General features: G+C 69.3%; 25 protein-coding genes, 1 pseudogene and 1 other annotated feature. Of the genes and pseudogenes, 11 read left to right on the top strand and 15 right to left on the bottom strand.

The genetic code is table 11. The annotated features are described in order from the left end of the window. The first annotated feature begins 12 nt into the window (after positions 1-12). The 3 genes from L0M17_RS21020 to istB all read left to right on the top strand — a co-directional run bounded on the left by L0M17_RS21020 (position 13) and on the right by istB (position 3,794). Entirely contained in the window at positions 13-1,347 is a 1,335-nt protein-coding gene (locus L0M17_RS21020; RefSeq protein ID WP_241056586.1) for an SIR2 family protein, read from the top strand. A gap of 120 nt (positions 1,348-1,467) precedes the next feature. Further along, positions 1,468-3,000: an IS21 family transposase gene (istA, locus tag L0M17_RS21025; RefSeq protein WP_290427279.1), complete on the top strand. Its 1,533-nt coding sequence runs from the start codon at positions 1,468-1,470 to the stop codon at positions 2,998-3,000. Continuing rightward, positions 2,997-3,794, top strand: a complete 798-nt coding sequence (istB, locus tag L0M17_RS21030) for an IS21-like element helper ATPase IstB (protein ID WP_308196793.1) — start codon at positions 2,997-2,999, stop codon at positions 3,792-3,794. Before istA ends, istB begins: the two co-directional genes overlap by 4 nt. A 567-nt stretch (positions 3,795-4,361) precedes the next feature. Here the strand turns inward: istB and L0M17_RS21035 are convergent. Next, positions 4,362-4,592, bottom strand: a complete 231-nt coding sequence (locus L0M17_RS21035) for a hypothetical protein (protein WP_241056588.1) — start codon at positions 4,590-4,592, stop codon at positions 4,362-4,364. 842 nt (positions 4,593-5,434) lie between these two features. Further along, positions 5,435-5,866 carry a hypothetical protein gene (locus L0M17_RS21040; RefSeq protein WP_241056590.1) on the bottom strand — a complete coding sequence of 144 codons (432 nt, stop codon included), beginning with the start codon at positions 5,864-5,866 and terminating at the stop codon, positions 5,435-5,437. Between the two features lie 52 nt (positions 5,867-5,918). On the opposite strand from L0M17_RS21040, the gene L0M17_RS21045 reads away from it, so the two are divergent. Beyond that, positions 5,919-7,138 (top strand): IS3 family transposase gene (locus L0M17_RS21045; RefSeq protein WP_241053928.1). Its coding sequence is split into 2 segments (ribosomal slippage): positions 5,919-6,198 and positions 6,198-7,138, totalling 1,221 coding nucleotides; the frame shifts between segments, so codons are not numbered across the junction. Further along, positions 6,197-6,310 (top strand) — a sequence feature (AL1L pseudoknot). (Overlaps the previous gene by 114 nt.) 235 nt (positions 7,139-7,373) lie before the next feature. Here L0M17_RS21045 and L0M17_RS21050 read toward each other — a convergent pair. After that, the gene (locus tag L0M17_RS21050) at positions 7,374-7,592 is read right to left on the bottom strand and encodes a YegP family protein (RefSeq protein ID WP_241056591.1); all 219 of its coding nucleotides are present in this window, start codon (positions 7,590-7,592) and stop codon (positions 7,374-7,376) included. 175 nt (positions 7,593-7,767) lie between these two features. On the opposite strand from L0M17_RS21050, the gene L0M17_RS21055 reads away from it, so the two are divergent. Then, positions 7,768-8,442: a DUF1345 domain-containing protein gene (locus tag L0M17_RS21055; protein WP_241056592.1), complete on the top strand. Its 675-nt coding sequence runs from the start codon at positions 7,768-7,770 to the stop codon at positions 8,440-8,442. A gap of 168 nt (positions 8,443-8,610) precedes the next feature. Here the strand turns inward: L0M17_RS21055 and L0M17_RS21060 are convergent, their stop codons facing one another. The 6 genes from L0M17_RS21060 to L0M17_RS21085 form a co-directional block, all read right to left on the bottom strand. Further along, positions 8,611-9,504 (bottom strand): diacylglycerol/lipid kinase family protein, encoded by an 894-nt coding sequence (locus L0M17_RS21060; protein WP_255733289.1) that lies wholly within the window; start codon positions 9,502-9,504, stop codon positions 8,611-8,613. Continuing rightward, complete coding sequence (locus tag L0M17_RS21065) at positions 9,494-9,691, bottom strand: hypothetical protein (RefSeq protein WP_241056594.1); 198 nt, start codon at positions 9,689-9,691, stop codon at positions 9,494-9,496. Before L0M17_RS21065 ends, L0M17_RS21060 begins: the two co-directional genes overlap by 11 nt. 10 nt (positions 9,692-9,701) lie before the next feature. Then, complete coding sequence (locus L0M17_RS21070; protein ID WP_241056595.1) at positions 9,702-10,178, bottom strand: hypothetical protein; 477 nt, start codon at positions 10,176-10,178, stop codon at positions 9,702-9,704. A gap of 36 nt (positions 10,179-10,214) precedes the next feature. After that, complete coding sequence (locus L0M17_RS21075) at positions 10,215-10,610, bottom strand: lipopolysaccharide assembly protein LapA domain-containing protein (protein WP_241056596.1); 396 nt, start codon at positions 10,608-10,610, stop codon at positions 10,215-10,217. Positions 10,611-10,762: 152 nt separating this feature from the next. Continuing rightward, positions 10,763-11,701: a multidrug DMT transporter permease gene (locus tag L0M17_RS21080; RefSeq protein WP_241056597.1), complete on the bottom strand. Its 939-nt coding sequence runs from the start codon at positions 11,699-11,701 to the stop codon at positions 10,763-10,765. A gap of 44 nt (positions 11,702-11,745) precedes the next feature. Beyond that, on the bottom strand, positions 11,746-12,570 hold the full coding sequence (locus L0M17_RS21085) for a slipin family protein (protein WP_241056598.1): 825 nt from the start codon (positions 12,568-12,570) through the stop codon (positions 11,746-11,748). A gap of 245 nt (positions 12,571-12,815) precedes the next feature. On the opposite strand from L0M17_RS21085, the gene L0M17_RS21090 reads away from it, so the two are divergent. Beyond that, positions 12,816-13,889 (top strand): fatty acid desaturase family protein, encoded by a 1,074-nt coding sequence (locus L0M17_RS21090; RefSeq protein WP_241056599.1) that lies wholly within the window; start codon positions 12,816-12,818, stop codon positions 13,887-13,889. Between the two features lie 142 nt (positions 13,890-14,031). After that, positions 14,032-14,923 (top strand): annotated as a pseudogene (locus L0M17_RS21095) (Tn3 family transposase); the annotation flags it as partial. Between the two features lie 55 nt (positions 14,924-14,978). On the opposite strand, the gene L0M17_RS21100 reads toward L0M17_RS21095, so the two are convergent. The 4 genes from L0M17_RS21100 to L0M17_RS21115 all read right to left on the bottom strand — a co-directional run bounded on the left by L0M17_RS21100 (position 14,979) and on the right by L0M17_RS21115 (position 18,619). Then, complete coding sequence (locus L0M17_RS21100) at positions 14,979-15,479, bottom strand: hypothetical protein (protein WP_241056601.1); 501 nt, start codon at positions 15,477-15,479, stop codon at positions 14,979-14,981. After that, positions 15,472-16,704: a tyrosine-type recombinase/integrase gene (locus L0M17_RS22815; protein ID WP_241056602.1), complete on the bottom strand. Its 1,233-nt coding sequence runs from the start codon at positions 16,702-16,704 to the stop codon at positions 15,472-15,474. Before L0M17_RS22815 ends, L0M17_RS21100 begins: the two co-directional genes overlap by 8 nt. Before the next feature lie 106 nt (positions 16,705-16,810). Next, positions 16,811-17,404 (bottom strand): ATP-dependent DNA ligase, encoded by a 594-nt coding sequence (locus L0M17_RS21110; RefSeq protein WP_241056603.1) that lies wholly within the window; start codon positions 17,402-17,404, stop codon positions 16,811-16,813. A gap of 165 nt (positions 17,405-17,569) precedes the next feature. Continuing rightward, complete coding sequence (locus L0M17_RS21115) at positions 17,570-18,619, bottom strand: DinB/UmuC family translesion DNA polymerase (RefSeq protein ID WP_443729167.1); 1,050 nt, start codon at positions 18,617-18,619, stop codon at positions 17,570-17,572. On the opposite strand from L0M17_RS21115, the gene L0M17_RS21120 reads away from it, so the two are divergent. Genes L0M17_RS21120 through L0M17_RS21135 form a run of 4 tightly spaced genes read left to right on the top strand, consistent with a single transcriptional unit; the run spans position 18,612 to position 24,392 of the window. Then, positions 18,612-20,075, top strand: a complete 1,464-nt coding sequence (locus tag L0M17_RS21120) for a site-specific integrase (protein ID WP_241056605.1) — start codon at positions 18,612-18,614, stop codon at positions 20,073-20,075. The genes L0M17_RS21115 and L0M17_RS21120 overlap by 8 nt on opposite strands. Then, positions 20,075-21,871, top strand: coding sequence for a hypothetical protein (locus L0M17_RS21125; RefSeq protein WP_241056606.1), 1,797 nt, complete (start codon positions 20,075-20,077; stop codon positions 21,869-21,871). The genes L0M17_RS21120 and L0M17_RS21125 overlap by 1 nt, the downstream gene beginning before the upstream one ends. Then, positions 21,868-23,982, top strand: coding sequence for a site-specific integrase (locus L0M17_RS21130; protein ID WP_241056607.1), 2,115 nt, complete (start codon positions 21,868-21,870; stop codon positions 23,980-23,982). Before L0M17_RS21125 ends, L0M17_RS21130 begins: the two co-directional genes overlap by 4 nt. Beyond that, positions 23,979-24,392 (top strand): hypothetical protein, encoded by a 414-nt coding sequence (locus tag L0M17_RS21135; protein WP_241056609.1) that lies wholly within the window; start codon positions 23,979-23,981, stop codon positions 24,390-24,392. The genes L0M17_RS21130 and L0M17_RS21135 overlap by 4 nt, the downstream gene beginning before the upstream one ends. Positions 24,393-24,406: 14 nt before the next feature. Here L0M17_RS21135 and L0M17_RS21140 read toward each other — a convergent pair whose 3' ends face one another. Further along, positions 24,407-24,574, bottom strand: coding sequence for a hypothetical protein (locus tag L0M17_RS21140; protein WP_241056610.1), 168 nt, complete (start codon positions 24,572-24,574; stop codon positions 24,407-24,409). Between the two features lie 296 nt (positions 24,575-24,870). Continuing rightward, complete coding sequence (locus tag L0M17_RS21145) at positions 24,871-26,376, bottom strand: CoA-acylating methylmalonate-semialdehyde dehydrogenase (protein ID WP_308196923.1); 1,506 nt, start codon at positions 26,374-26,376, stop codon at positions 24,871-24,873. Positions 26,377-26,439: the final 63 nt, after the last annotated feature.

The following is a 26,439-nucleotide window of genomic DNA, read 5'->3' on the forward strand; positions in this document are numbered from 1 at the left end:
TAATCTGAGGCCATGCCGCTGACGGAACGAGACGAGGACTATCTCCTCTCACTCGCATTCTCGCTTCACAACAACCCCGGCGCCTACGCGCTCCTCTTGGGAGCAGGAATCTCGATGCCCGAGGTCCCAAGTGCGTGGGGCATCCTGACCGAGCTTGTGGCCAAGCAGGCCGAGGCATCGGGCGACACTCCTGCCGATGCTCTGCAGTGGTACCGGGACAGACATAACGGAGCCGACCCCACCTACGAGACCTTCCTCGAGGAAATGGCCCAAACCCAGGAAGAGCGCCAGAGGATGCTCCTGAGGTACTTCGAGCCGACCACCGGAGACGGTCCGCAGCCCACGGAAACGCACCGCGCGATCGCCCGACTCGTCGCAGCCGGCAGCGTGCGAGTCATCCTCACCCTCAACTTCGACAAGCTCCTGGAACGGGCACTCCTCGACGAGGGCATCACCCCCACGGTCGTCGAGACTCCACACAAGCTAGGCAAGCGGCTGCCTCCCCTGCACACCGTCCGATGCTGCGTCGTGCACGTGCATGGCGACTACCTCTCCCCCATGTCGATGCTCAACACCGAGAAGGAACTGGGGCAGGGCTATCATCGCAAGCTCACGAAGTTCCTCCGCCAGGTCCTAGAGAACTACGGACTCGTAATCGCCGGATGGTCATCCACATACGACCCTGTGCTCAGAGACCTCATCCGCGACGAATACTCGGGCCGGTACACGCCGACGTGGATAGAACCAAATGACCCGTCCGAGCAGGCGACCAACCTCATTGGGCTCCTCAACGGCAGGCTCGTCCGCGCCAACGGGGAGGACGCCATAGGCCGCCTCGCTGACGCCGTCGAGGCGATGCAGGCAGCCAAGCGAACTCAGCACCCACTCTCAGTGACAACAGCTGCCGAGACCGCAAAGCGTGAACTGGCCGGCGAACGCGTGTCGATCAGCCTGCACGACACCTTCCACACCCAACTCGAGCGGCTCGCCAAGCGCCCCGAATTCACAATCCCGGAAGACCCCCAAGCCGCCACCGAGGCTCTCCAAGCCCTCGGCGATGTCGCCGGCGCAACCCGCTCGGCCACCGAAGCCTGCGCAGTCCCAGCGGCACTCGCCGCGTGCATTGGCCGATGGGGCGGCGGCGAGACCGTCCGCTGGCTGAGCGATGCGATCATCAGGTTCTCCCAGCCGCTCTCCCCCGCAATGAACCAGGAGATCGCGAGCCTGTCGCTAATAGCCAGCGAGATCCTGCTGTACGCCGGGGGCGTCGCAGCCACCGCCGGAGCGCGCTGGGATGACGTCGTCAAACTGCTGGCCCTCCGGAGCCCGCAGTGTCAGCGGCCATGAGATTCTCCCCATTGGCGGCCAGATAGTTCCCCGCTGACGGCCAGTTCTTTCTCCCCGTCCACGGCCAGTTGTTCTCCCCGGGTGCGGGATTCCTTCCGCCGGTCGTGGTGATGATCGCGGATGAAGAGCAACGAGGAGATCATGGAGATTCTTGAGGCGTATGACCTCACCGGCAGCTACCGTGCCGCAGCGGAGCTCGCGGGGTGTGACCATCACACGGTGGCCAGGTATGTGAAGCTGCGGGCTGCCGGAGGGCCGGATCGCGAGAAGGGGCAGCGGGCCAGGCCGATCGACGGGTTCCTGCCGAAGATCGAAGAACTCGTCGAGCGCTCGGGAGGCCGGGTCCGGGCGGATGTGGTCCATGAGCGGCTGGTCGCGATGGGGTTCACCGGCGCGGAGAGGACCACGAGGCGCACGGTCGCGGAGGCCAAGGCGCAGTTCGCGGCGGGGCGGCGGCGCGTGTTCCGCCCCTGGATCGTCGAGCCTGGGCTGTGGCTGCAGTGGGACTACGGATGGGGGCCGAGGATCGGGGGCCGGGCGACGCTGCTGTGGTGCGCGTGGCTGGCGTGGTCGCGGTTCCGCGTCGTGATCCCGATCTGGGACAAGAGCCTGCCGACGGTCGTGGCGTGCATGGATGCCACGCTGCGCAGGATGGGCGGGGTCCCGGCGTTCGCGCTGACCGACAACGAGCGCACCGTGACCGCCGACCACATCGCCAGGGTCGCGGTGCGCAACCCGCAGATCGTGGAGATGGGCCGCCACTACGGGATGACCGTGCGCACCTGCGTTCCCGCCGACCCGCAGTCCAAGGGCGGCTCGGAGTCCACGGTGCGGATCTCGAAGGCGGATCTGGTGCCCACGGCGGCGAACCTGCTCGAGGAGTACCGCACCTTCGGGCAGTTGGAGAAGGCGTGCCACGATTTCTGCGACGAGGTCAACGCCCGCCCGCACCGGGAGACACGGCAGGCGCCGGCGGCGATGCTCGCTGCGGAGCGGGAGCGGCTGCATCTGCTTCCGAAGGCGCCGTTCACGGTGGTGTTCGGGACCACCCGCCGGGTGAACTGGGACGCGACCGTGTCGATGAACGGGGTCCGGTACTCGGTCCCGCACGAGCTGGCCAACACCAGGGTCTGGGTGCGCGAGGCGGGCGAGGAGGTCATCGTCACTTCCGTGGCCGAGCGCGGGGAGGCCCGCGAGGTGGCCCGGCATGCGACCGGGCGTCCCGGGACCCCAGTCCTGGACGACGCGCACTACCCGCCCCGGGCGGATGAGGCCGCGGACCGCCAGCCCAGGGCGACCACCCCGGAGGAGGCAGCGTTCCTGATGCTCGGCGCGGGTGCCAAGGCGTGGCTGGTCGAGGCCGCCGCCGCGGGAGCCAGGCGGATCCGCGCGAAGATGGCCGAGGCCGTTGCGTTCGCCAAGCTCTACGGCACCGACCAGGTCGACCGGGCCCTGGGCACGGCCGCGACGACGGGCAGGTTCGCCGACAGGGACCTGGTCTCGATCCTGGGCTACCAGGCCGGGCTCGCCCACGTGGAGCCCTCCCGGGCCTCCGAGGCCCATTCCCTCCAGCCGGGCACGGGCGGCTGGGGCCGCCTCGATGGCTCAGAGCCCGCCGCCGCCGACATGACGGGCGAGGAGGAGGACCGGTGACGATCACAACGATGCAGACCGTGGTCGCCCGCGCCCACGGCGACCCGCTGGCCGAGGCCCTGGAGCTGACCCGCCGGCTGAAGCTGCCCCACATGCGCAAGGCGCTCACGGACCTGATCCCCACCGCGAAGGCCCAGCGCTGGGACCCAGCCGAGCTCGTGCGGGTCCTGCTCGCGGAGGAAGTCGCCGGCCGCGACCGCGCCAACCTGATCACCCGCCGCAAATCCGCCGGCTTCCCGGCAGGGAAGACCTTCGGCGACTGGGACGAGGAGCTCTCCCCGATCCCGCGCCCGACCCAGGAAGCACTCAAGTCCCTCGAATGGGTCCGCCGGCGGGAGAATCTCGCGATCTACGGGCCGTCGGGGACTGGGAAGTCGCACTTCTGCGAGGCGCTCGGCCACGCGGCAGTCGAGGCCGGCATGATCGTGTCCTGGTTCGGGATCGAGGATCTCGGCGCCCTGGTGCGCAAGCACCGCGCCGACGACTCCATCGCCCGGGCCCTGACCAGGGTCGTGCGCAGCGATCTGATCATCGTGGACGACATAGGCCTGCTCCCGGTCTCCCCAGACGCCGCCGAGGGGTTCTACCGCCTCGTGGACGCCGCCTACGAGCGCCGGGCGATGGCGGTCAGCTCGAACCTCGCCCCGGCCGGATTCGACGAGATCATGCCCAAGACCATCGCGACCGCGACGGTGGACAGGTTCATGCACCACGCCCACCGGGTCGAGACCAAGGGCGAGTCCTACCGCCTCGCCCAAGCCGCCTCCGGCAAGGGGGTGACGCCCTTCCGCTGACCCGACAGACAGTCCAAACCCGAACCGGGGAATCAACTGGCCATACGTGGGGAGGAAAGATGGCCGCCACCGGGGAAAACAACTGGCCGTCCACGGGGAAAACCAACTGGCCGTTGACATCCCAGACCGGGAGTTTAGAGACCCATTTGGCGCGCCACGGCTTGGTCGGCGTTGACCCAGAATTTCCGTACACAGACAGCGAAGAACGTGTCAGAAAGGCGGGAAAGCAGAACATAGGCGCATGCACGCCAAGCGTTACACGCCGCCCCTTGTAGCTCCGCCCTGGCATGAGGCCCAACCCTGTCCGTCTCGCAGACCATCGATTCCGACCCTCGCCGCTGTCTGAGCATGGAGGGACAACGGAAGTGGGGAGTCCCCTCCCCACCCTAGCGTTCGGGGCGCCTTCACCGGGTGCTGTTCTTCGGCCAGCCCGCGAGGATCGCCCTTGGCGGCTTTGAGCGTCGTCTTGCCGGTCTTTCCCGTGTCTCGGAGCTGTGGCTGCCGCGGGCAGTTCAGAAGGCCGGCCGTTGGCTCGGTTTCCTGGGGCCGTCGGCGGGGCGTGGACGCCTAGCGGTCCCTGAGGGCTTCGGCGACCTCCTCGAGGCTGAGGCCGAAGCGCTTGTCGGCGTCGCCTGCCACCACAGAGTCCGTGCGCGGGTCCATGAGCCAGTACGTCGGCTGCCCGCCGGCCGTCCCGGAGCGCTCCAGGCGGAGCCCCTTCTGTTCCGCCAGCCGCTGCATCCGGCGCTCGGCGTTCTCCTGGCGCGCACCGGCGCCCCTCTCACCCTCGGTGCTCACTGCCGTGCCTCCTGCCTGATCGGGACGAGCCTAGTGGCTCAGTGGGTCACTCGCGCCTGACACATTGCGAAGCCCAGGGGGCTCTTCCTCCCCGTAAGGGTTCTCCTTCTCGCGGAACCTTGACAGCAGATCGGCAATGGGCCTCGCCTCGCACTTCCTGCAGACATCCACCGCTCCCCGGCCCCAGACGCCGTCATAGACCCTGGTCAGTCCCTCCCTCGGGGTCTCGGCCCCGCAGAGGTCGCAGGTGTGCGTGTAGACCGTCCTGCTCGTCCTGGCCATCAGAGGAGAGCTCCCTTCATCTTCGGCGAGCGTACCGCTGAACCCCCGTTCCATGGAATGGGGCGGGCACCCGCGGGGCCCAGCCGCGCGGAGCAGGAAGGCCTCCCCGGCCTTGCGCTTCCCCGCCCCCGGCCGCCAGGACCCGCCCTTCGGGCCCTTCACTGCCTCCTTCCGGGAGCAGGCGAGGATCTGCCCTGACCGGGGGGCGGATCGGACCTCTTCTCGGAGCCGAGGTCGGCTGTCCGAATCCAGAAGCGCGCGCCGCTCCTCGCCAAGGAGAACCGCGCATCGAACGGCCAGGACCCTTGGGGCCGTGGTCATCTTCTGTGTCGCGGTCCTGGGCGATGACCTGTTCCTGGCCGGCGGCGCGCACCGTCCTGACCGACGGGAAGGGCCTGTCCAGAGCAGCGAGGGCGAGCCGGGACCGGCCGCTCGGAAGGGCAGCGGGCAGGGGTAGGAAGACGCCCCCCCCGAGCCCGTCTGGGTCCCCGAACCGCGGATCGGTTCCAGCCCGCCGTTCCCGCCCCACGGGCGTGTGGGGCGGGGCCGCCCTGTGCGGCCTATTCGAAGCGGATCTCGGCTGCGGCGGCGTCAAGGGCTTCGAGCCTGTCCTGTTCGGCCCGGCCGAGGGCCGCCAGCTCCAGGGTGCGCTGTGCACGCTCGCGCGCGCACTGCTCGGAGACCTCCCGCAGGAGCGCTGCGACGGCGTGCGCCAGCCCGGCTTTGAGCTCCCCGAGGCTGGTGTCGGTGATCAGCAGGCGCCGGTCCGAGACCAGCAGCCCGACCTGTGGGTATCCGGCCGCGCGCAGGCGCCGGGCGGCATCGGCGCTGTTGAGCAGCTCGGCCTCCCTGGGCTCGGGGCGGCGGGAGAAGGCCGCGGGCACGGTGTAGCGGGCCGGGCCCTGGGCGGTGCCGGTGTCGGGCCGCAGCGCCGAGGCCAGCACCCCGGTGAGGGCAAGGGCCGGAAGCAGGGTTGGGGTGTTCTCGTGCACTGATCCGCACCGGGTTTGATGGAGAGATCGATGACCCGGAAGGATTTCTCTCATGTCAGCACCGCGGAAGTACCCGGCCGAACTGAAGGAGCGCGCGACGCGCATGGCCTTGGAGGCCCGCGCCGATCCCGCGACCAGGGTCGGGGCGTACAAGCGGATCGGGGAACAGCTGGGGATCCATCCCGAGGCGCTGCGGACGTGGGTGCGCGAGACGGAGGTCGACGAGGGGCTGCGACCGGGGACGACCAGCACTGACGCTGCCCGGATCGCCGAGCTCGAGCGGGAGAACCGCGAGCTGCGCCGGGCGAACACGATCCTGAAGCAGGCCTCGGCTTTCTTCGCGGCGGAGCTCGACCGCCCGTCGAGGTGATGTGCGCCTTCGTCGAGGAGCACCGCGACGAGCACGGGGTCGAGCCGATCTGCCGCGTCCTGCAGATCGCCCCGAGCACCTACTACGCCCACCGCACCCGCCAGCCCTCCGCGAGGGCGCTGAGGGATGCCGGGCTGGCCGAGAAGATCCGCACCGTGCATGAGGAGAACTACGGCGTCTACGGGGTCCGCAAGGTCCATGCTGCCCTGAACCGTGAGGGCATCCCGGTGGCGCGCTGCACCGTCGAGCGGCTCATGCGCGCCGAGGGCCTGCGCGGGATCAGCCGCGCCAAGGGCCCGCGCACGACACGTCCGGCCCCCGAGACGGCCCGCCCCGCCGACCTGGTCGAGCGCCGGTTCACCGCGGAGGCGCCGAACCGGCTCTGGGTCGCGGACATAACGTATGTGCGCACCTTCGCCGGCTGGGTCTACGCGGCGTTCGTCCTGGACGTCTTCGCCCGCCGGATCGTGGGCTGGCAGGTCTCCACCAGCCTCTACACCGAACTAGCCCTCGACGCCCTGCAGATGGGCATCTGGGCCCGCACCAGGGACGGGGCCGACCTGGCCGGTCTGGTCCACCACTCCGACCGCGGGGTCCAGTACCGGGCCATCCGCTACACCGAGCGCCTCGCCGAGGCCGACGCGGTCGCCTCCGTCGGCTCGCGTGGGGACAGCTACGACAATGCCATGGCCGAGGCCCTGAACTCCCTGTTCAAGGCCGAGCTGGTCCGCAACAGAGGCCCCTGGCGCGACATCAACCACCTCGAGATCGCCGTGGCCGAATGGGTCGACTGGTACAACCACCGGCGCCTCCACGGCGAGCTCGGCCACGTCCCCCCCGCCGAATACGAAGCGGCCCATGCCGCACCAGCCCAACAGCCAGAACCCACGAAAACCAACTAAAAAGTACTCCATCAAACACGGGGCTTGACAAGTACGGCTACGACGGGCCCTCCCTGACCGGCCTCCACGACCACGGCCCCCATAGGGACCCCCGCCGCCCCCACCGCCCGCACGGCCGGGAGGAAGACTAGCCAGGCGAGCACCACGGCCCGCGGCCCGTTGCGCTCGGCTGCCGCCGGGCCCCGCCGCCCATCGACGCGTGGGGCTGCCGCGATGCCGGCCCGGGGGTGGCCGCTCAGGTGCCCGGGGCCGGCCCCGGTCCGGTCCGCTCGGGGCCGACGTCCCCGATGGCTTCCTTGAAACGCCCGCCGATGATCCTGTCCGCCATATCGCGTGCCTCGGGTTCGCTGGCGTAGCCGGGTCCGCCGTCCGTGGCGATGACCCGGCCGTCGTCCCCCTCCAGCCGCCATGCCCATCTGCCGTCGTTGCGGGTGTAGAGGACGCGCTTTGCCATGGATTCCCCTTGTCTGCTGTACGCCCAGACTAGCCGTGGAAGCGGGGAACGGGCAGGGGCGCTGAGGCATTGTCGTGCTCTCGCGCTCGGCGTGGGACCGGGGAGCCGGCCTCGGGGTCGACCGGGGCCGCCGTTGCGGGCGCCACAGGCTCCCGGCCCGTGCCATGATCTGGTGATGGGCGCTTCTGCGGCTTCTGAGGATCGGGTCCGGAACTTCAACTCTCTCCCGCATCATTCCCGGCTGAGGCTGGCGGTGATGCTCGCGGTCGGGCTGGCCGCGGCGGTGCTGGTGGGCGCCTGGGTGAACTGGGCGTACGCGCCCGCGCTGGGCTGGGCGGCCGCCTCGGCGACCTACCTGGTGTGGGTGTGGGCAGTCATCGGCCGGCTCGACGCCGGGGCCACGGCGGCGCACGCGCGCCGGGAGGACCCCGGCCGGGGGTTCTCCGACGCCCTGGTCCTGGCCGCGGCCCTGGCCAGCTTCGCCGGGGTCGCCCTGATCCTGCTGGAGGCCTCCGGCGCCCAGGGGCACGCCAAGGACGCCATCGTGGCCCTGGCCCTGGGCAGCATCGCCCTGCCCTGGCTCCTCGTGCACACCCTGTTCGCGCTCCGGTACGCCTCGATCTACTACCGGGACAGGGCAGGGGTGGACTTCAACGAGGACAGGCCTCCCCGGTACCTGGACTTCGCCTACCTCTCCTTCACTGTCGGGATGACCTTCCAGGTCTCGGACACCGACCTGAACACCGATGCCATCCGCGGGACCGTGCTGAGGCAGGCCCTGCTGTCGTACCTCCTGGGCGCGATCGTGCTGGCCACCACCATCAACCTCGTCTCCGGCCTCATCCACTGACGGGCAGCCAGTGGAGCTCCTCCTCCGCCTCGCCTGCTCAGCAGGCACCCGGAGCCGGTGGCCGCAGCGAGTGCCGCCGTGCCGCCGGCACGATGAGGGAGGCACCGGCGGCGATGCCGTCGATGGCGACGGACACCGGCGCGGGCGGAGCGTGCAAGGCAGCGCTGGCTAGCCCAGGGTCGCCAGGGCCTGGTGCGCTGATTCTACGAGGACGGGCGTGCCGGCTCCGACGTCCATGACCTCCCCGTCGATCTGCAGGGGGATCGCCTCGGTGCTGGTGAAGCTGTAGCTGGGCACGCTCTGCCGGGCTCCGAGCCCGACGGTGACGGCCCGGAAGGCCATGAGCCCAATGCGCCACCTGGCGGCGTGGGGCAGGATGACGACTTCGAACATCCCGTCGTCCGGGTAGCCAGCTCCGCTGAGCCGGCCGTACTTGGCGATCCGGGGGATGTTGGCCAGGATCAGGCTGTCCAGGACCGCCCTGGCCCCGTCCGCCCGAGTGACCTCGATGGGCGCGAGACCCCGGAGGGACCCGGCGACGGAGACGAGTTCGGTGAAGCGTCCCTTGATGCCTGCCTCGATGCCGATGGCCATCAGCGGGGTGAGCCCGAACCCGACATAGGAGTGGGAGTAGCGGGACCACGCCCTGGGGCCTTCCCCGACGGTGAGGCGGAGCAGGTCCATGCGGCGCACCTCGCCTCGGACGATCGCCTCGGCGAGGGGCAGGGTCCGGGTGCTGCGCCGGTGGTCGTTGGCGTTGCCGGCGCCCATGACCGCGCAGACCGCCGTCGCGCCGGCGTCCATGGCGCCGTTGACGACCTCGTTGTACCCGCCGTCGCCGCTGATCGAGACCAGCAGCGGCCGGCCTTCGGCTGCCCGGGCCAGGGCCCGCCCGTGGCCGGGGAAGGCGGTGGGATGCAGGCCCAGCGGCACACCGGGCAGGCGGGCCCCCAGCTCGGCGCTCAGCTCCTGGGCCATGACGGCCGCGGCCGGGCTCGCCGGGTTGTAGATCAGCAGGATCCTCTCGAACGGCGCTGCCCCGCCATGGCCGTCATCGTCCAGGGGTGCGCTCCCGCGCGGCCGGGGTCCCGCCCTGGCGGGGGGCGGAGGGGGCGTGCCCGCCCTCGTTGTCCCAGGCCTCGTCCTCGTCCTCGGTCTCGGCCTCGGGGGCCCGGTCGGGCGCAGGCTGGGGTGGGGTCTGGTCGGATCCGGGCTGCTGCGGGCCCTTCCCGCTGGGGTCTTCGGTCATGGTTGCCTCCTCAGGGGCCGAAGTCGATGGCCGCGGCTGCCTCGGCCACCCGCAGGATCCGCTCGCGCTCGGCCTCGTCCAGGTCCGCCCGCGACTGGCGGGCGAGCTCCTTCTGCGCCAGGGCCGCCAGGGTGGCGGTGCGCACGATGGTCCCGACCACGGCTGCCAGGCCGTTCCGGAGCTCCTGGAGGCTGGTGCCGGAGATCAGCAGCCTCCGGTCCGCCAGGCGCAGGCCGGCCTGGCCGAAGCCTGCCTGCTCCAGGTGCCGCCGGGTGGCGTCGGAGTGGATGGACTCGACCTCCAGGGGGTCCGGGCGCCGGGAGAGGGACGCTGTGACGGTGTACCGCTGGGGGCCCTCGGGGGTCAGGGTGTCCGAGGGCAGGGCGCTCAGGACGACCCCGGTCACCCGCAGCGGGTCCCCCGGCCCCGAAAGGTCTCCCGGGGCGGCGGGGAGGAGGGCTTCGGCGTGCTCTGGGATGGTATTCATGGCTCTTCCTGGTCTGGGTTGTGGCGCCGGGGTGGGCTACGGCTTGGAGCCGGCCCTGCGGGCCCTGCGGGCGTGGGTCCTGAGCTGGATGATCCGCGCGGCACCGGCTGCGGCGACGAGGACGCCTCCGCCGACCGCGGCGATGAGCAGCGCGATGCCCAGGGCGACGGTGCCGTCCAGCCCGAGGAACAGGACCCGGGCGGGCTGCTGGTTCTGCAGGATGAAGACGATCAGCAGCACCAGCGCCAGCAGGGCCACGACGACGGCGCCCCACACCATGCCGGCCCTGGTCGTCCGGGGCCTCCCCGCCCGGGCCGTGGAGGGGGCCGGGGCGGATCCGCCCGCTGGGACGCCCTGTGGTGCGGGTCCAGGCGTCCGCGGGCCTTCCTGCCCTGCCTGGGGCTTCTGGGGGGTGAGCGGCACAGAGGCCATGATGTCCAACCTTCCGGAAGGGTCGGGACTCGAGCCGGTCTGCGGCTCCTGGGACCCCGGTCCCTCGGTTTCAGGCTACGCCTGAGCCCGGCTGGGCGGCAGGGTATGCGAAGGAATCCCTTCGGAGCCTGCGCCGCCGCTCCGGGCCAGGGTCAAGGCCCCGGGGCCGGCGGGCGCGGCGACGGTGCGTGGACCCCTCTGGCGTGGACGGTGGCCAGGGAGATCACCCCGGCCACCGCCACGGCCCCGGCGAGGACGAACCCGGCGAAGGCCTGCGGGGGTGCCGTGTCCGCCTCGCCGAGGACGGCGATGCCGATGGTGACCGCGACCAGCGGGTCCACCACGGTCAGCCCGGCCACGACGAGTTCCGAGCTGCCCCTCGTGTGGGCGTTCTGGACGAGGTAGGCGCCGAAGCCGGCCGCGGCCCCGAGGCCGGCCACGCAGGTCAGGGAGAGCCATTCGAAGTCGCCCTGGAGGATCCTGGCGATGACGGTCTTGGCCAGTGCCGCGACGAAACCGAACTGCACCCCGGCAGCGACGGTGTAGGCGGCCGCGTTCCATCTGCGGTGCAAGAGGGCGAACCCGGCGCCCAGGAGGGCCAGGACGGCCCCGAGCAGGATCAGGATGGCCGCCAGGTGGCGGTCGCTGATCGGCGCGTCCTGGGCCGAGACGGCGGCCACGGCCACGAACGCGGCGACGCCGGCCACGCACAGGAGGACCGAGACCACAGTGCGCCGCCCGGGCGCGGCCCGGTCCGTCCGTGCGGTGGCCAGGGTGGTCACGACCAGGGCGAACGCACCGATGGGCTGGACCACGATCAGCGGGGAGAAGCGCAGGGCCGTCAGCTGCAGGACCACCGCACCCGCGAGCATCCCGGTCCCGGCCAGCCAGGCCGGCCGACGGACAAGCCGCCGCAGCCGCCCGCCTCCCATGCCCCCGCCGCGGCCGGGTCCGGGCTTTCCGGCACTGTCGTCGACCCCCCGGTGCTGGAACAGGGTCCCCAGGGACAGCAGGATAGCTCCGGCCAGGGCGATCGGGATCCCGAGCCAGTGGTACGACGTGAGGGCGCGTTCCGCGGCAGCTGCCACCATCACCCGACCATAGCGCGCCCAGGGCTTGCCTGAGGCGTTGCGGGTCAGGCTGCCTTGACCGGGGCCTTGCCGTTGACGGACGCTGCGGACGCTGCGGACTGGCCCTCCCGGGCCAGGAAAGCGGAGAGCTCTCCGATGGTGCTCATCAGCGGGGCGGGGAAGACGACCGTGGTGTTCTTGTCCACGCCGATCTCCACCAGGCTCTGCAGGTTCCGCAGCTGCAGGGCCAGCGGGTGGGCCATCATGGTGTCCGACGCGTCGCCCAGGGCGGCGGCGGAGATCGCCTCGCCCTCGGCGGCGATGATCTTCGCCCTCTTCTCCCGCTCGGCCTCGGCCTGGCGGGCCATTGCGCGCTTCATCGTCTCGGGCAGCTGGATGTCCTTCAGCTCCACGAGGGTGACTTCGACTCCCCAGTCGGCGGTGAGGACGTCCAGGATCTGGCGGATGTCCCCGTTGATCCGCTCCGTCTCCGAGAGGGTCTGGTCCAGGGTGTGCCGGCCGACGACCTTGCGGAGGGTGGTCTGGGCGATCTGGTTGATCGCTGCTTCGACGTTCTCGATCGCCACGACGGACTTCACCGCGTCCACGACCCGGTAGTAGGCGACGGCGGAGACGTCGACGCTGACGTTGTCCTGGGTGATGATGCCCTGGGACTGGATCGGCATCGTCACGATCCGCAGGCTCACCAGCGGCAGGCGGTCCACCACCGGGACGATCAGCTGGAATCCGGGCATCCTCACCCCCACGACCCGCCCGAGCCTGAACAGCACGCCCTGCTCGAACTGGCGCACAATGCGGATCGACATCCTCGCCGCGATCAGCAGCACCACGACGACGACGATCAGGACGGTCAGAGCGATGGGGCCCATAAGGATCCCCTCCTTAATCTGCGGAACCGTCCAAGGGCGCCCTTGTGGCGCCCGGACGGTTCCTTCTCCCATTCTCCACCCCATCAGGGGAAAAGGCCCCGGAAGCAGAAGGGCGCCCAAGGGTGCCAGGCGGGGCGGGATCCGGCTCGTCGGCGCCTCTGCCCGCAACCGATGGGGCCTATGCTGGGAGGGAGGGACCGGCCCCGGAACACGGCTGCCGGGCCTCGGATTCTCCAGGGGGAACGATGGGCCTTTCCAGTTCGGCTAGCGAGCGCCCGGCCCGCCCGAACCGGGTGGTCAACAGCTACCTGGCGCTGCAGAAGGAGGTCCGGGCCCGGGGCCTGATGGAGCGGCGGCGCGGCTACTACATCACCGTCTTCGTGATCCTGATGCTGGCCTGGGGCGGGGCGTGGACGGGGTTCGCGATCATCGGGGCCTCGTGGTTCCAGGTGCTGGTCGCGGTCGGGCTCGGGGTCCTGATGACCCAGTTCGCGTTCCTGGCCCACGAGGCCGCGCACCGGCAGGTCTTCGCCTCGTGGAGCGTGAACGAGTGGTCAGCCAGGATCCTCGGCAACGGGCTCACCGGCATCAGCTACGCGATGTGGCAGCAGAAGCACTCCAGGCACCACTCCAACCCCAACGTCATCGGCCAGGACCCGGACATCAGGCCCGGGACCATCGCGTTCCACGACGCCGTCGCGGCGGCCCGGCCCCGCTGGCTCAGGTTCCCCACCCGGCACCAGGGCTACCTGCTCTTCCCGGTCCTGCCGTTCCTGGGCCTTGCCCTGCAGGTGGACTCGTTCAGGTTCCTGTTCCGCCGCGCCCCGGTCCAGCGCAGGGCGGTGGAGATCTCCATCCTCGCCGCCCGGGTGTGCGCCGTGCCTGCCCTGGCGTTCTGGCTGCTGCCCCCCGGGATCGCCGCGGCCTTCGTCGGGATCCAGCAGGGCGTCTTCGGCCTCTACATGGGCGCCACGTTCGCCCCCAACCACAAGGGCATGAAGGTCTTCGCCGCCTCCTCCAAGGCCGACTTCCTCACACGCCAGGTCCTCGCCTCCCGCAACATCACAGGAGGGTGGGCCATGGACGTGTTCATGGGCGGCCTGAACCGCCAGATCGAGCACCACCTCTTCCCCACCATGCCCCGCCCGGCCCTGCGGCACGCCGAGGCCCTCGTCCGAGCCCACTGCGCCCGGCAGGGCATCCCCTACACCGCCACGACCCTGCCGGCCTCCTACGCGATCATCGTCCGGTACCTCAACGCCGTCGGCCACGGACACGGCTCCATCTTCCAATGCCCCCTCGCCGCCCAACACCGGTAGCCCAGCCGCACCGCCCGGCCGCGGCGTCCGAGGACCCCGGTCCTGCGAGGGACTCAGAAACCGAGAGAAGAGGCTTATCGCGCCACGAACGAGGCGGGGTCGGTCGTGATCAAGGCCTGGGACTCCCGAAGGTGTCCCCAGGGGCAAAGTAGCTGGCCAGACGGGTGGCGTCCGGCGTCGCGAGGCCGGGGTGATGATCTACTGGCACGTGGAACGCCGGAACGTGTGCATCTACTCCCAGCTGAAGTCCTGCTCCAGCTCCGAGGTCGCGGCGATGATCGAGGGCCTGCTGCGGCACGGCACCGACGCCGAGATCGAGGCCAACTACGTCGACACCCACGGCGACCACCGACCATGTCTTCGCCCTCACCCACCTCCTCGGCTACCGCTTCGCCCCCAGAATCCGCGATCTGGCAGACACCCGCCTCTACACCCCCAAGGACACCCGCGCACGCCCAGAGCTCGAGCCCCTCATCGGCGGGAAGATCGACACCCAGCACATCCGCGACCACTGGCACGAGATCCTCCGCCTCGCCGCCTCGATCAAGACCGGCACCGTCACCGCCTCCCTCATGCTCCGCAAGCTCGGCGCCTACCCCCGCCAGAACGGCCTCGCACGCGCCCTGCGAGAGCTCGGCCGCCTCGAACGAACCCTCTTCGTCCTTGACTGGCTCTCCGACCCGGACCTCCGCCGCAGGACCACCGCAGGGCTGAACAAGGGCGAGGCCCGAAACGCCCTCGCCCGCGCCGTCTTCTTCAACCGCCTCGGCGAGATCCGCGACCGCTCCTTCGAACACCAGCGCTACCGCGCCTCCGGCCTGAACCTGCTCACCGCGGCCATCGTCCACTGGAACACCGTCTACCTCGAACGAGCCATCGACACCCTCCGAGAGAAGACCCCAGACCTCGACCCCGAGCTATTCCAGTACCTCTCACCGCTGGGCTGGGAGCACATCAACCTCACCGGCAACTACACCTGGCGGAACCAGGTCAAACCCGGCAGATACCGCCAACTCCGCCACCGACAAACCTGAACCGGCCCTCGAAAACGGGCAGCAGAGTACGCCAACAGGACCACCAAAAACCGCCTTAGCGTACTCTGAGCTCCGTTTTCTCAAGCCACCCGGACACGACGTCGCGGCGGAGCGTTCGAACCGAGGGGACCACCGCACGCATCGCGACCAGCCAGCTCAGCCCACTGGTCATCCTCCAGCTCGCCGTCGGTGCGGGATTCATCGAGGCCAGCGGCTCCTCGGAGGTCTCCCACCCGCTGGCCTCCCACCGCGCCTGCCATGTCCCGCCCTCGAACCCAGACAGATGCTCAGCCAGACGCCGGATCGAGCGGCGCCGCTTGTCGAGCTGGATAGGCGACCTTGGGAGCACCGAGCAGGCGGTATCGAGCAGCTGGTCCACAGTCGCCCGGCTCAGGTCGCCCATAGGAGCGGGAAGATTCGCTGCCGCTGCCAGGGGCTCGACGATGTCGTCCTTCCCCCATGCCTTGGGCGCCCGCTCAGGCGCCGCATTGTCCGGCCCTGAGGGAGCAGCACGCCGGCTCCAGAGAGCCGTGGTCGAGACTGATGCCCTACTCACCGTCGCGCTCCCCCGTCTCGGCTCCGAAGACAGCCATGACGTCCTCTGCCGAGTACCCGGACGCGAACCGCCGTGCGGGCTGCGCCGGACGGGCGTAGAAGTCATGCAGCTTGGCGATCATCTCCTCTTCGCGCGGCATTGTGTAGCGGCTCGTCGTGCGGAGATCCGCGTGCCCGAGCACGACCTGCACCTCGGGCAGCGTGAGCACGCCGCTGTTGACCATGCGCACGGACGCCGTATGCCTCAGATCGTGCAGGGACCAGTTCGTTCCAAGGGCCGCGTTCGCGCGCTGGAGGACACGCCTGGCCGCGGAGTAGGTCAGCGGACGCTCGGCGCCTCTGAGCGTGCGCCACAGCGGACCGCTCGAGGAGACGTCGAGCGAGCCCAGATAGCGGACCAACCATGCCTTGGCCTCTGGCGAGAGCGGAACCCAGCGCCTCTCCCTGCTTCCCTTCGAGACTACCGAGAGGCGCTGATTGGCCCAGTCGACATCCTCGACCTGGGCTCCGAGGAGCTCTTCGGCCCGGGCACCCGAACTCACGAAGCATGCCAGAAGGGCGCGATCCCGGTCATTGCCCATCCTCTCGAATAGCTCATCCCACAGTCGGTCCGAGATGGAACGCGGCGACCTCTGCGCGGCGCGCTGCCTGTAGGGACCCCGCCGGTGGCGTTGCTTCGGCTCGACCGCGCTTCGGTGCGCGAGCGCGCGGCGACGCTGCGGAGAGGCCGGGACCGGATTCACGACGGGGCCGTGCGCCCACTGGGCGTGGAAACCGTAGAACCCGTGGACGGCAGCGAGCGTGAGGTTGACCGTCGCCGGCCCGTACCCGGCCCGGAGATTCGGCTTCCCGGTCTTGATGTTGACCCCTCCGGGCATGCCTTTTGCGCGCCGCCGCTGCGGGTTGGGCGCTACCCGCAGCCACCCGACCATCGCCGCCGTCTCAGCCTCGCTCGCCCGGCTCCACGGCACATCAAGCATCCATAGCACACGGAACCACGTCAGCGCGGCGAAGCAATAGGAGCGCAGGGTGCGCACGCTGTAATCCCCAACGGCCAGATACCGGATCCAAGCGGCTACTGGCTCGACAACCGCACCCCCCGGGTCCCACAGCGTGAAGGGCTCATGAGGGCCCGGCCCAACCTCGACGCACCCAACGCGCGCGAGTTCCACCTCGCCGCTGATCAGACCTCCGCGGACATCCTTGCTCAGACTGCGCTCCTGCACTCCGGCACCCACCTTCGGCCTAGGGGACTCAGATCGTCCTGCTTCCCATGCCTAGCGAATGCGAGTCAAGGAGCGACGGCGGCGCGCGGCACAAGGTGCAGATAACTCACCAGATGCGTCCGGGCAGGTAGGGTCCCTCGGGCTTGGCGACGATGCCCTCGAAGCCGGCCCGGCCCGGGTCCTCCCACCATTGCTGGGCTGCGGCGCGGTCGAACGTGGCGGGGCACAGCTGCAGCGGCGGGTCGAACCCGGCCGCGAGCTCCTCGAGCAGACGGCGCCGTTCTGACAGCGGCCGCGGCCGCACGTCGCGGCCGAGCACCGCGAGGATGTCGAAGGCGACGAAGCTGGCCGGCTGCTCGGCAGCCAGCCGGCGTGCCAGAGCCGGGCCCGGGCCCATGCGGCGCTGCATCGCGTCGAAGTCCAGCCGCCCCTCGTTCCACATCACGATCTCACCGTCGACCACACAGCCCTCGGGTATAAGGGCCCGCGCGGCCTGCTCGAGCTCGGGAAACCTCGGTGTGAGGTCGGTTCCGTTGCGGGACCAAACCCGCACTCCCCCATCCTCGACGACGATCGCCGCGCGGAAGCCGTCGACCTTGGGCTCCAGCTGCAGCCCGGGCCGGGCCGGGACCACGGACACGGCCTTGGCCAGAGCGAGGTCGAACGCCCCGCCCAGGGCGCGCGCGTAGCCGGCGGGCATACCCCACCGTAAGCGCTGAGTAGGATCGGGCGCAGGGGGTCGGGAAATTTCGGCGGCCCGATGGCGATGGACACCGGCCGACAGCAGCAGCCCTCTGTCTCGGGCGCAGGTGCCCGGACAACACCACAGTTCCCGCCTTAGAGATGGCGGTGGGATAGGCCCTTGTCAGTCGGCCCTGACGGAGGCGAGTTCGTCCCAGTGGGTGGTTGCGCGGGGTGAGAGCATCTCGCGCTTCATACGCCAGTGGGGTCGTGGGCGGATACCGGCGTGGCCAAGACCGAGGAGGTCCTTGCCGACCTTGCGGTGGACCTGCTCGACGAGGGTGGCGATGCCTTGTTCCTCGTGCCGGTAACGGAAGGGCTCCAGAGCCTGCTGGCCAGTCGCGGGGCGGAGGTCTGTGAGCATGATCCCGGCCCTGGCGTACCGGGTTCCTTCCTCGAGGTGCGGAAGGAGCCGCTGGGCCGCCTTTGCGAGGACGACCGGGTCCGTGGTCGGGGCAGGCAGGGGCACGAGGACTGTGGGGAACGAGTGCTCTTGGGCGTAGTGGCTGGTGCCTGCGAAGGCGGTAATCAGCTTGGCGGCCTGATGGTGGCGCTCGAGCCGGGCTGCGCCTTGTTGGGCATACGCCGTGAGGACTTGGCGCATCTCGGTTCGGGTGGTGACGGGGGCGGAGAAGGAGCGGGAGAAGATCAGCTGCTCCTTGCCCTGGCGGGCTTCCTCGAAGGGGATGCACGGGACGCCCTTCAGCTCGAGGACGGTGCGCATGACGACCACGTTGAACCGGTCCCTGATCATCACCGGGTCCGCGGCCGCGAGGTCCGCGATCGAGAGGATACCGAGGGCGGCCAGGCGCTTCTCGAGCCGTCCTGCGATGCCCCAGACCTCGGCGACGGGCAGCTGGGCAAGGAGCTTCGACCGCCAGCGGGGACTGGTCTGCTCCCAGATGCAGACACCGTCGAAGACGGGGATCTTCTTCGCCGTCTTGTTCGCCAGCTTGGCGAGGGTCTTCGTCGTTGCAATGCCGACACAGACGGGAACACCGACGAGCTTCCAGAGAGTGTTGCGGATGTCGCGTCCGAGGGCTGTGAGATCGCCAGCCGCCATGCGGGGGCCGAGGCCGAGGAAGGCCTCGTCGATCGAATAGATTCTCTCGCCAGTTTGAGCGTGTTGCCCGGAGGATCGGCGTTGCCATTCATACGGTCGGGGTATGCACACTTCAGGGGCGGCATGGAAGGTCCACTTCGTTGTGGAGGGGCACAACTGGCCTGATGACCCGCTTCTCGAGCGCGCCGACGTTGGTCGGCCTCGTCTGGACGCGGGCCGGCCCTTTCTCCTGCACGGGAGCGGGGCCGCCCATGAGGCGGTGAACGCGTTCTTTGCCAGTGGGCGGATGAGGAATCTGTCGGAGGGCACGAACCGGAAGTACGCGTACTCGCTGTGCACATGGATCAACTTCCTCTCGCTCCGGAACAAAGGGTGGGACTCCGCGGTGGAGGGCGATCTGTTCGACTTCCGGTTCTGGCGGACCACAGACTTCAGCAACGACCGTCGGGTCGCCGGGTCCACGTGGCAGGGCAATCGGGCCGGGATCCTCGCGTTCCATGACTGGGCGGTCGATCGTCTGGGAGCCGCGCGGCTGTTGCCGCTGGCCGAACGGCGGACCTCGGACGGCCGCTCTGGGACCCGTGACCGGCGGTCAAGCTCGACGTCGGTGCGCTCAGCGGACGTGAAGTGGCTGACTCCGGGGGCGTTCAGGCTGTGGCGCGACGTTGGTGTGCACGGGATTTCGCGCGAGGGTTTGGAGCGGACGAGATGGAGACCGCGGATGCAGGGCCGCGATGCTGGCTTCGTCGACGGCCTCTACAGCACGGGACTTCGAATTCAGGAGCTGGCGTCGCTGGTCGTGCCGGAGCTCCCGCCAGCTGGGGACGGGCGCGGGTTCGTCACCGCCAGGCTGGCCGACCGGTGCGCCAAGGGCGGCCATGGGCGCAGGTTCTGGATCGGGAGGTCGGCTCTCGATGGTATCTGGGACTACGTGGAGACCGAGCGGGCCGGGTCCGTTCGGTCGGCGCAGGACAAGGGCCTGTATCAGCGGGTTCCAGGCATGCTCGTCGTCGACGAAGTGGGCTCTGACGGCTCGGTCCGGGCCTCGCGCGCCGGCGTGGTGGTCAGGAGCCGGCTCCGCGACCTGTCTCCGAAAGACCGGCTGAAGCTGTTCAAGGAGACCGACGGCGGCCTCGAGCCGTTGTCGCTGTGGCTGAATGAGGACGGGCTGCCGCGGGGGAAGAAGGCCTGGTACACGACGTTCCGGCTCGCGAACGCGCGGGTGGAGAAGGGCGGCATCGAGCGCCTGAAGTGCCATCCGCACATGCTCCGGCACAGCTTCGCCCTCCGCTGGTACGCCGTGGGCAGGCTGGTCTGGGAGCGGGGTTCGAGGGAGGATCGGTTCGAGGACTTCCGCGAGCAGTTCGGGGACACCTGGTCGCTGGTGCAGACAATGCTCGGGCACAGGGACGTCGCCACGACGAAGAGCATCTACCTCGAGCCGTTCCTCGGCCTGGACGTGCAGTTCCTGCTCGCGCACCATGCCAGCGACCCCGAGACGGGTACAGCATTCGACCTGGTCCGAGGCGATCCCCGGGTGCGCTTCCTGGGCCCGGAGGAGTCCTAGTGGCCCAGCGTGCCGCGCTTCCCGAGCCCGGCTACGGGCCTCCGGAGACGGTTCGGTTCGAGGATGGGGCTCCGGTCGTGCGCTTCTTCCCCGAGCACGGGAGCGAGTTCAGCGATTTCCGCTTCGTCCGGCTCGGCCTGCCCGAGCTGATCACCATCGACCTTGCCCTCGGGTTCGCCCGTGCGACGGGCCCGGGAGGGACTCGGCGCACGGCCCAGTCGGCCCAGGCCCTGTTCTCGAGCCTGAAGGTGTTCGCCAATGCCCTTATGACCGGGCCCTCCGTCCCTGAGAGCCTCGGGGAGCTGGCACCGTCGGCGCTCCACCGTGCACGGCTTGCCAGTACTTCGGGCCGGGCCTACGTCTCGGTGGTCCACTCGCTCAGGCTCGTCCTACGCGGATCGCAGGGACTCCCCAGCGGATTCCGGGACGCCCTCTACGCGCCGAATCCTGCCGTGATCGCAGCCGGAAAGGTCGAAGCCTATGGGGATGGCGAGGTCGCGGCGGTTCGGCGTGCTGCCAGGAAGGTGGTGAGGAAGGCAGCGCTTCGGATCCGCGCAGCCAGATCGGAGGCAGAGGAATTCCTCGCCCGCCACGGCACGCCCGAGCTCAACCGCGTCCCGGATGCAAACGAGAAGCGAGCCCTCCTGGCCCACATCTTCGAGCACGGCGACCTCCCCCGCCTTGAGGACGGGAATCTGGCGGTGCCGAGGTCGGGGGCGCTGCTCGCGGAACTGAATCCGACCCGGGAAGATGCCCATGCCCTGGTCGCCCTGCTGATCTGCCTCACCGGGCTGAACCTCTCGACCGTCCTCGGCCTGACCGCGGATCACCTTGCTGCTTCGGCCGCAGCTGAAACGCCTGCCGTCCTCCTGCGCGGCGTCAAGGCCCGCAGGGGCCCGCAGCACTCCGAGATGGATCTCGCCTTCATCGGAAAATCGAGCGGCTCGGGGGCGGACGACCTGTCGACTGCGCACGGGGTCTACCAGCTCGCCCTCGAACTCGGTGAGGACCTGCGGCGCCACACCGGGGACGATGGACTCTTCATGTTCTATGCGAAGGCAAGCGGAGGCCGGGCGGCGACGATGAGGTACCGGAGGATGTCGGCTCAGGCGTGCCGGATACTGCTGCCGGGGTTCGAAGACCAATCCGGCGAACGCCGGAGGGTGGACACCGGCCGGATCAGGCGCTGGTATCTGGACAGGCACCAGCGCCCGGTGGCGCAGTCGGCGCAGACATTGGCATCGGTCTATCTGGCGAGGGATGCCTCAACGCTCGATTCCTATCAGGGGGTCGTGGAGGAGGCCCTTGAAGGAGAAGTCGACCGGATCCGCATCGAGAACGCCCGCCGAGTCCTCACCGAGGCTGACAGGACGGAGGCGCTCCACGACCCCGAGGCTGTGGCCAGACGGTTCGGACTTACCACCGAGACCCTCCGCGGGCTCCTGGCCGGGGACCTCGACACGGTGGCCGGCGCGTGCATGGACAACACCAATTCGCCGCATTCCCCCACGGGCACCCCGTGCAAAGCGTCGTTCCTGCTGTGCTTGGGGTGCCCTTGTTCGCGGTCCGAGCCGCGGCACATCCCGGTCCAGGCCCTGACCCTGATCGGGCTGCGCGAGCTCCGGCCCGGCCTGGACGAGCACGAATGGGAGAGGAAATACGCGCCAGCCGCCGCCCAGCTCGAAGACCTGATGGACCTGCAGAAGGCTGTCGCAGAAGACCAGGCCGCGCAGGCTACCGAAGAAGATGCCCGGCTGGTCCGGGCCCTGCTGGATGGAGACCTTGACCTGAGATGACCGCCGAGATCCTGGATAACAATGACAGGGCGCCTGGGCCGGAGACCCCCGTGCTGGCCAACCGGCCGCTGCGCCCGGACACCGACCCCGCTGCGCTCTCGAGGTTCGGAGACGAACGCTGGGACCTCACCCCGGGGATCTTCGAAGACCACAGCGCCATGACCAGCATCAACTTCGGCGTCTTCAAGGAACCATGGCGCAACGCCCTCAAGGACTACCTGTGGAGGCTGATCAACGAGGACCAACCTCGCCTCCTCACCGCGGCCAAAGCGAGCGGCAGACCGTCATTGCGCACTATCAGCTTCGCCAAGGCATCCCTGCACCGCCTTGTCGGCTGGGCCGTCGACGAGGGACTGAGAGGGCTCGGCGAACTCGACGCTGAACGCCTCGATGCCTTCCTGGCCGATCTGGGCGACAGTGGGCTCTCCTACGGCAGGAAGCAGCACGCCATCTCCGAAGTGCGCAGGCTCTGGGCCCACCGAGACATCGTGGACCCGATCCTGTCCATGCCGGACAGTCCGCCATGGAACGACGCCCCCGCCCGGGACCTGCTGGGGACGAAGGAGCTCAACGACTGGTTCAACCGCACGCCTCGCATTGCGGAGGCGACGCTGGTCCCGCTCGTCGGGTGGGCTGTCCGCTTCGTCGAGGAGATCTCGACTGACGTCGTGGCGAACTACCGCGAGTACCTTCGCCTCGTCGTCAGAGAGCGCAGGCACTGGGAGGCGGACAGCCGCATGCCGGTGATGAAGGATGAGCGCAGGGAGCGGCTCGGGCAGACCCTGCGCGAACTCGCCGAGGCCGGTCTGGGCCTTCCCGGGCACATCGAGCCAGACGGCTCAAGGAAGGTGCGCTGGGGGTACCTCGGACGGCTCACCGACACGACCGGCCATAACCACTTCCTCTACGATCAGCGGATCGTGGAGGAGTCAGGCCTTCCGATCGACGATGACGCCTACCTCTTGGCCGGATGCCGCGTGGAGGTCGCCGGCGTCCCCTGGCACGCGGGCCACATGCGGTTTGAAGACGCGGTGCGCCACGCCGAACTGCTGATGACCGCCTGCTACATCGTCACCGCCTACCTCTCAGGCATGAGGCCAGGCGAGGTCCTCGCGCTGCGCGCCGGATGCCTAGCCTCCGACGCGCTGACAGGGCGCCTCACGATCACCGGAACGCGGTGGAAAGGCGCCAGGGACGGAAGCGGTACCAAGGCCGCCGAGGGCGAAGAACGCGAAACGCCTTGGGTCGTGCACCCGGTCGTGGCCCGCGCCGTCACGGTCCTCGAAGAGCTCCACGACAATGCGTTCCTCTTCCCGAAGAACATCCGCCCGCAACCGATTCGCCGCAAGGGCCCTGCAACGGCGCCAAGGGCCGGGACGGCACGCACATCCTCCCAGATCGGAACGGACGTCGTCCGCTTCGTCGACTGGGTCAACGCCTTCTGCCACCGCTATGGGCGTCCCGACAGGATCCCCGACGATACGAACGGACGTCTGAGTCCCAGCCGGTTCCGAAGGACCCTGGCCTGGCACATCGTGCGCAGGCCCCGCGGGCTGGTCGCGGCCGCGATCCAGTACGGCCACGTCAACGTCCGGATCACCAAGGGCTACGCCGGGGACTACGACTCGGGCTTCCCCGACGAGATCGCCTTCGAACGGTGGCTTGAGCGGCTCGATCGCGCCAAAGGCCTCGAAGAGTACCTCGACAGCAAAGGCACCGTAAGCGGACCCGCCGCAGGAGAGCTGGAACGACGCGTCCGCGAGACTCAGGCCAAGTACGCCGGACGCGTCCTCCGCACAGGACGGCAGGCGGACAAGCTCCTCCACGACCCAGTCCTGCAGGTGTTTCCCGGCCGAGGAGTTCACTGCGTCTTCGACCGGCTAAAGGCACTGTGCGTCAGGAAAGATGCAGAAGCCCCGCATCTTGCCGGATGCCGAAGCAGCTGCCAGAACATCGCCAGGACTGACTCCGACATCGCCGACCTCAAACTCGTGCTCGAGGGCCTGCCCGACGACCTCCTCGCGCCCGCAATCCGCCACCAACGGGTCAGCGCAATCCGATCAAGCCTCGAAGACATCATCACGGACCATGAGAAAGGGGACCCGCAGTGACAGAACTCCAGGCACGGACCGCTCTCCGACAGGCAATGGAGGACCTCCTCGAAGGCCGGGTCCCAGGGCCGCTGACAGGACTCCGCCTCATCGAGGTGGCCGGGGTAAAGCGCCATCGGCTCACCCACGACAACCCTGACCTCAACCGGGAATTCCAGGTCCGAGCCAGAGAGCTCAACCGCACCAAGCCCGAGGTCGACCGCGTGCGATCCCTGCTTGATGCCGAGAAGGCCAGGAACGCAAGGCTGGCCTCGGAGAACCGGGAACTCGCCAAAAGGCTGGAAGCCTACGCGACGGCGCTCCTCGATCTCGTCGAAGAGCGGGAATCCCTCCGCAGGGCCCTCCACCGCGAACGGTCAATATCAGAAATCAAGCCGGATGGCCGAGAGGGCGCGGTTCCGATCGGATGAGCCCATTCGGTCCGTCACCGCAGACCGAACGCCGTGTTGGGGTCGGTTCGTGCCGGGCGCAGGGATTCCGCCGGAACCCAACGATCCACCACAGCGGGGCCCTCGGAACCGTCGATGTCGAGGGAGTAGATGATCCGCGCGGTCCATTTGTAGCTGTGCCGCCTCCACTCGACGATCAACACTTGCCGCGGCGGATCCCCCGGCTCAAGGCTGTCTCTGAGCCACGCGTGCCGCGTAGTTCGCGGCCGCGGCCATACCCGATCACGCCGCGGCTTGCTCACCCTTAAAAGATAGAACAAGCGTTCGATCCCATGGTCTTCGGCTCGCTCGAGGATTCCTGACCTGGGCCCTGACCGGCATGCTCGTGAGGCCCATATTGTGACACGCGTTGGCCCTGGCCTCCGTTCCCGGCCACGTTCTGTAAAGGGCCCGGGAGCCTCAATGAACGTCCCGGGCCCTTTCCACCAAGCGAGGAAAGTCAGTTCTGGGGGAAGCCCAGGTTCAGGCCGCCATGGCTGGGGTCGAGCCAGCGGGAGGTGACGGCCTTCTCGCGAGTGTAGAAGTTGAAGCCCTGGAGCCCGTAGGCCTTGGTGCCGCCGAAGATCGAGTCCTTAAACCCGCCGAAGGAGTAGTAGGCGACCGGGACGGGGATCGGGACGTTGATCCCGATCATGCCGACCTCGACCTCGTTCTGGAAGCGGCGGGCTGCGCCGCCGTCGTTGGTGAAGATCGCGGTGCCGTTGCCGAACGCGCCGGAGTTGATCAGCTCCAGCCCCTCCTCATAGCTGCCCACGCGGACCACGGACAGCACGGGGCCGAAGATCTCGTCTTGGTACACCTTCGACGTCACCGGGACGTCGTCGATGAGTGTCGGGCCGAGCCAGAAGCCCTCCGCCGCGCCGTCGACCTCGATCCCGCGGCCGTCGATGACCACCTTCGCGCCGTCGGCCTCCGCGATGTCGATGTAGGAGGCGACCTTGTCGCGGTGCTGGGCGGTGACGAGGGGGCCCATGTCGCAGTTGCGTCGGCCGTCGCCGATCTTCAGAGTCGCCACGCGCTCTTGGATCTTGGCGATGAGCTCGTCCGCGACGGGCTCGACGGCGACGATGACGCTAATGGCCATGCAGCGCTCGCCCGCGGAGCCGAAGCCTGCGTTCACGGCGGCGTCGGCGGTGAGGTCGAGGTCGGCGTCGGGCAGGACGAGCATGTGGTTCTTGGCCCCGCCGAGGGCCTGGACGCGCTTGCCGTTCTTAGCGGCGGTCTCGTAGATGTAGCGGGCGATCGGGGTGGAGCCGACAAAGGAGATGGCCTTGACCTCGGGGTGCTCGAGGAGGCCGTCGACGGCCTCCTTGTCCCCGTGCAGGACGTTGAAGACCCCGCCCGGGAGGCCCGCTTCGGTGAAGAGGGCGGCGAGCCAGTTCGCGGCGGAGGGGTCCTTCTCGCTGGGCTTGAGGATGACGGTGTTCCCGGCGGCGATCGCGATGGGCAGGAACCACAGCGGGACCATGGCGGGGAAGTTGAACGGGCTGATGATCCCGACGACGCCGAGGGGGGCCTTGAGCGAGTGGACGTCGACGCCGGTGGAGACGTTCTCGGAGTGCTCGCCCTTGATCAGGTGCGGGAAGCCGGTGGCGAGCTCGACGACCTCCAGGCCGCGGGAGATCTCGCCGAGGGCGTCGGAGACGACCTTGCCGTGCTCGGAGGTGATGATCTCGGCGAGCTCGCCCTTGCGCTCGTTGAGCAGCTCCCGGATGCGGAAGAGGATCCTCTGCCGCTTGGCCATCGAAAGGTCTCGCCACGTGGGGAAGGCCTTCTGTGCCGAGGAGATCGCGGATTCGATGTCCTGGGCCGAGGCGAGCGAGACGCGCTTGGTCTCCGCGCCGAGGGCGGGGTCGTAGACGGGGGCCGTCCGCTCGCCTGCGGACGGGTACTCCTTGCCGCCGATCCAGTGCGGGATCACGGTCAGGTCTTGGGTTTCAGTCACGGTGGTTCTCTCTCTGTAATTGATCGCTGCGGCGCCCTCTCAAGGGGGTTGGGGATGTCGCAT

This window comes from Sinomonas terrae (genome assembly GCF_022539255.1).
Classification (GTDB): Bacteria; Actinomycetota; Actinomycetes; order Actinomycetales; family Micrococcaceae; genus Sinomonas; species Sinomonas terrae.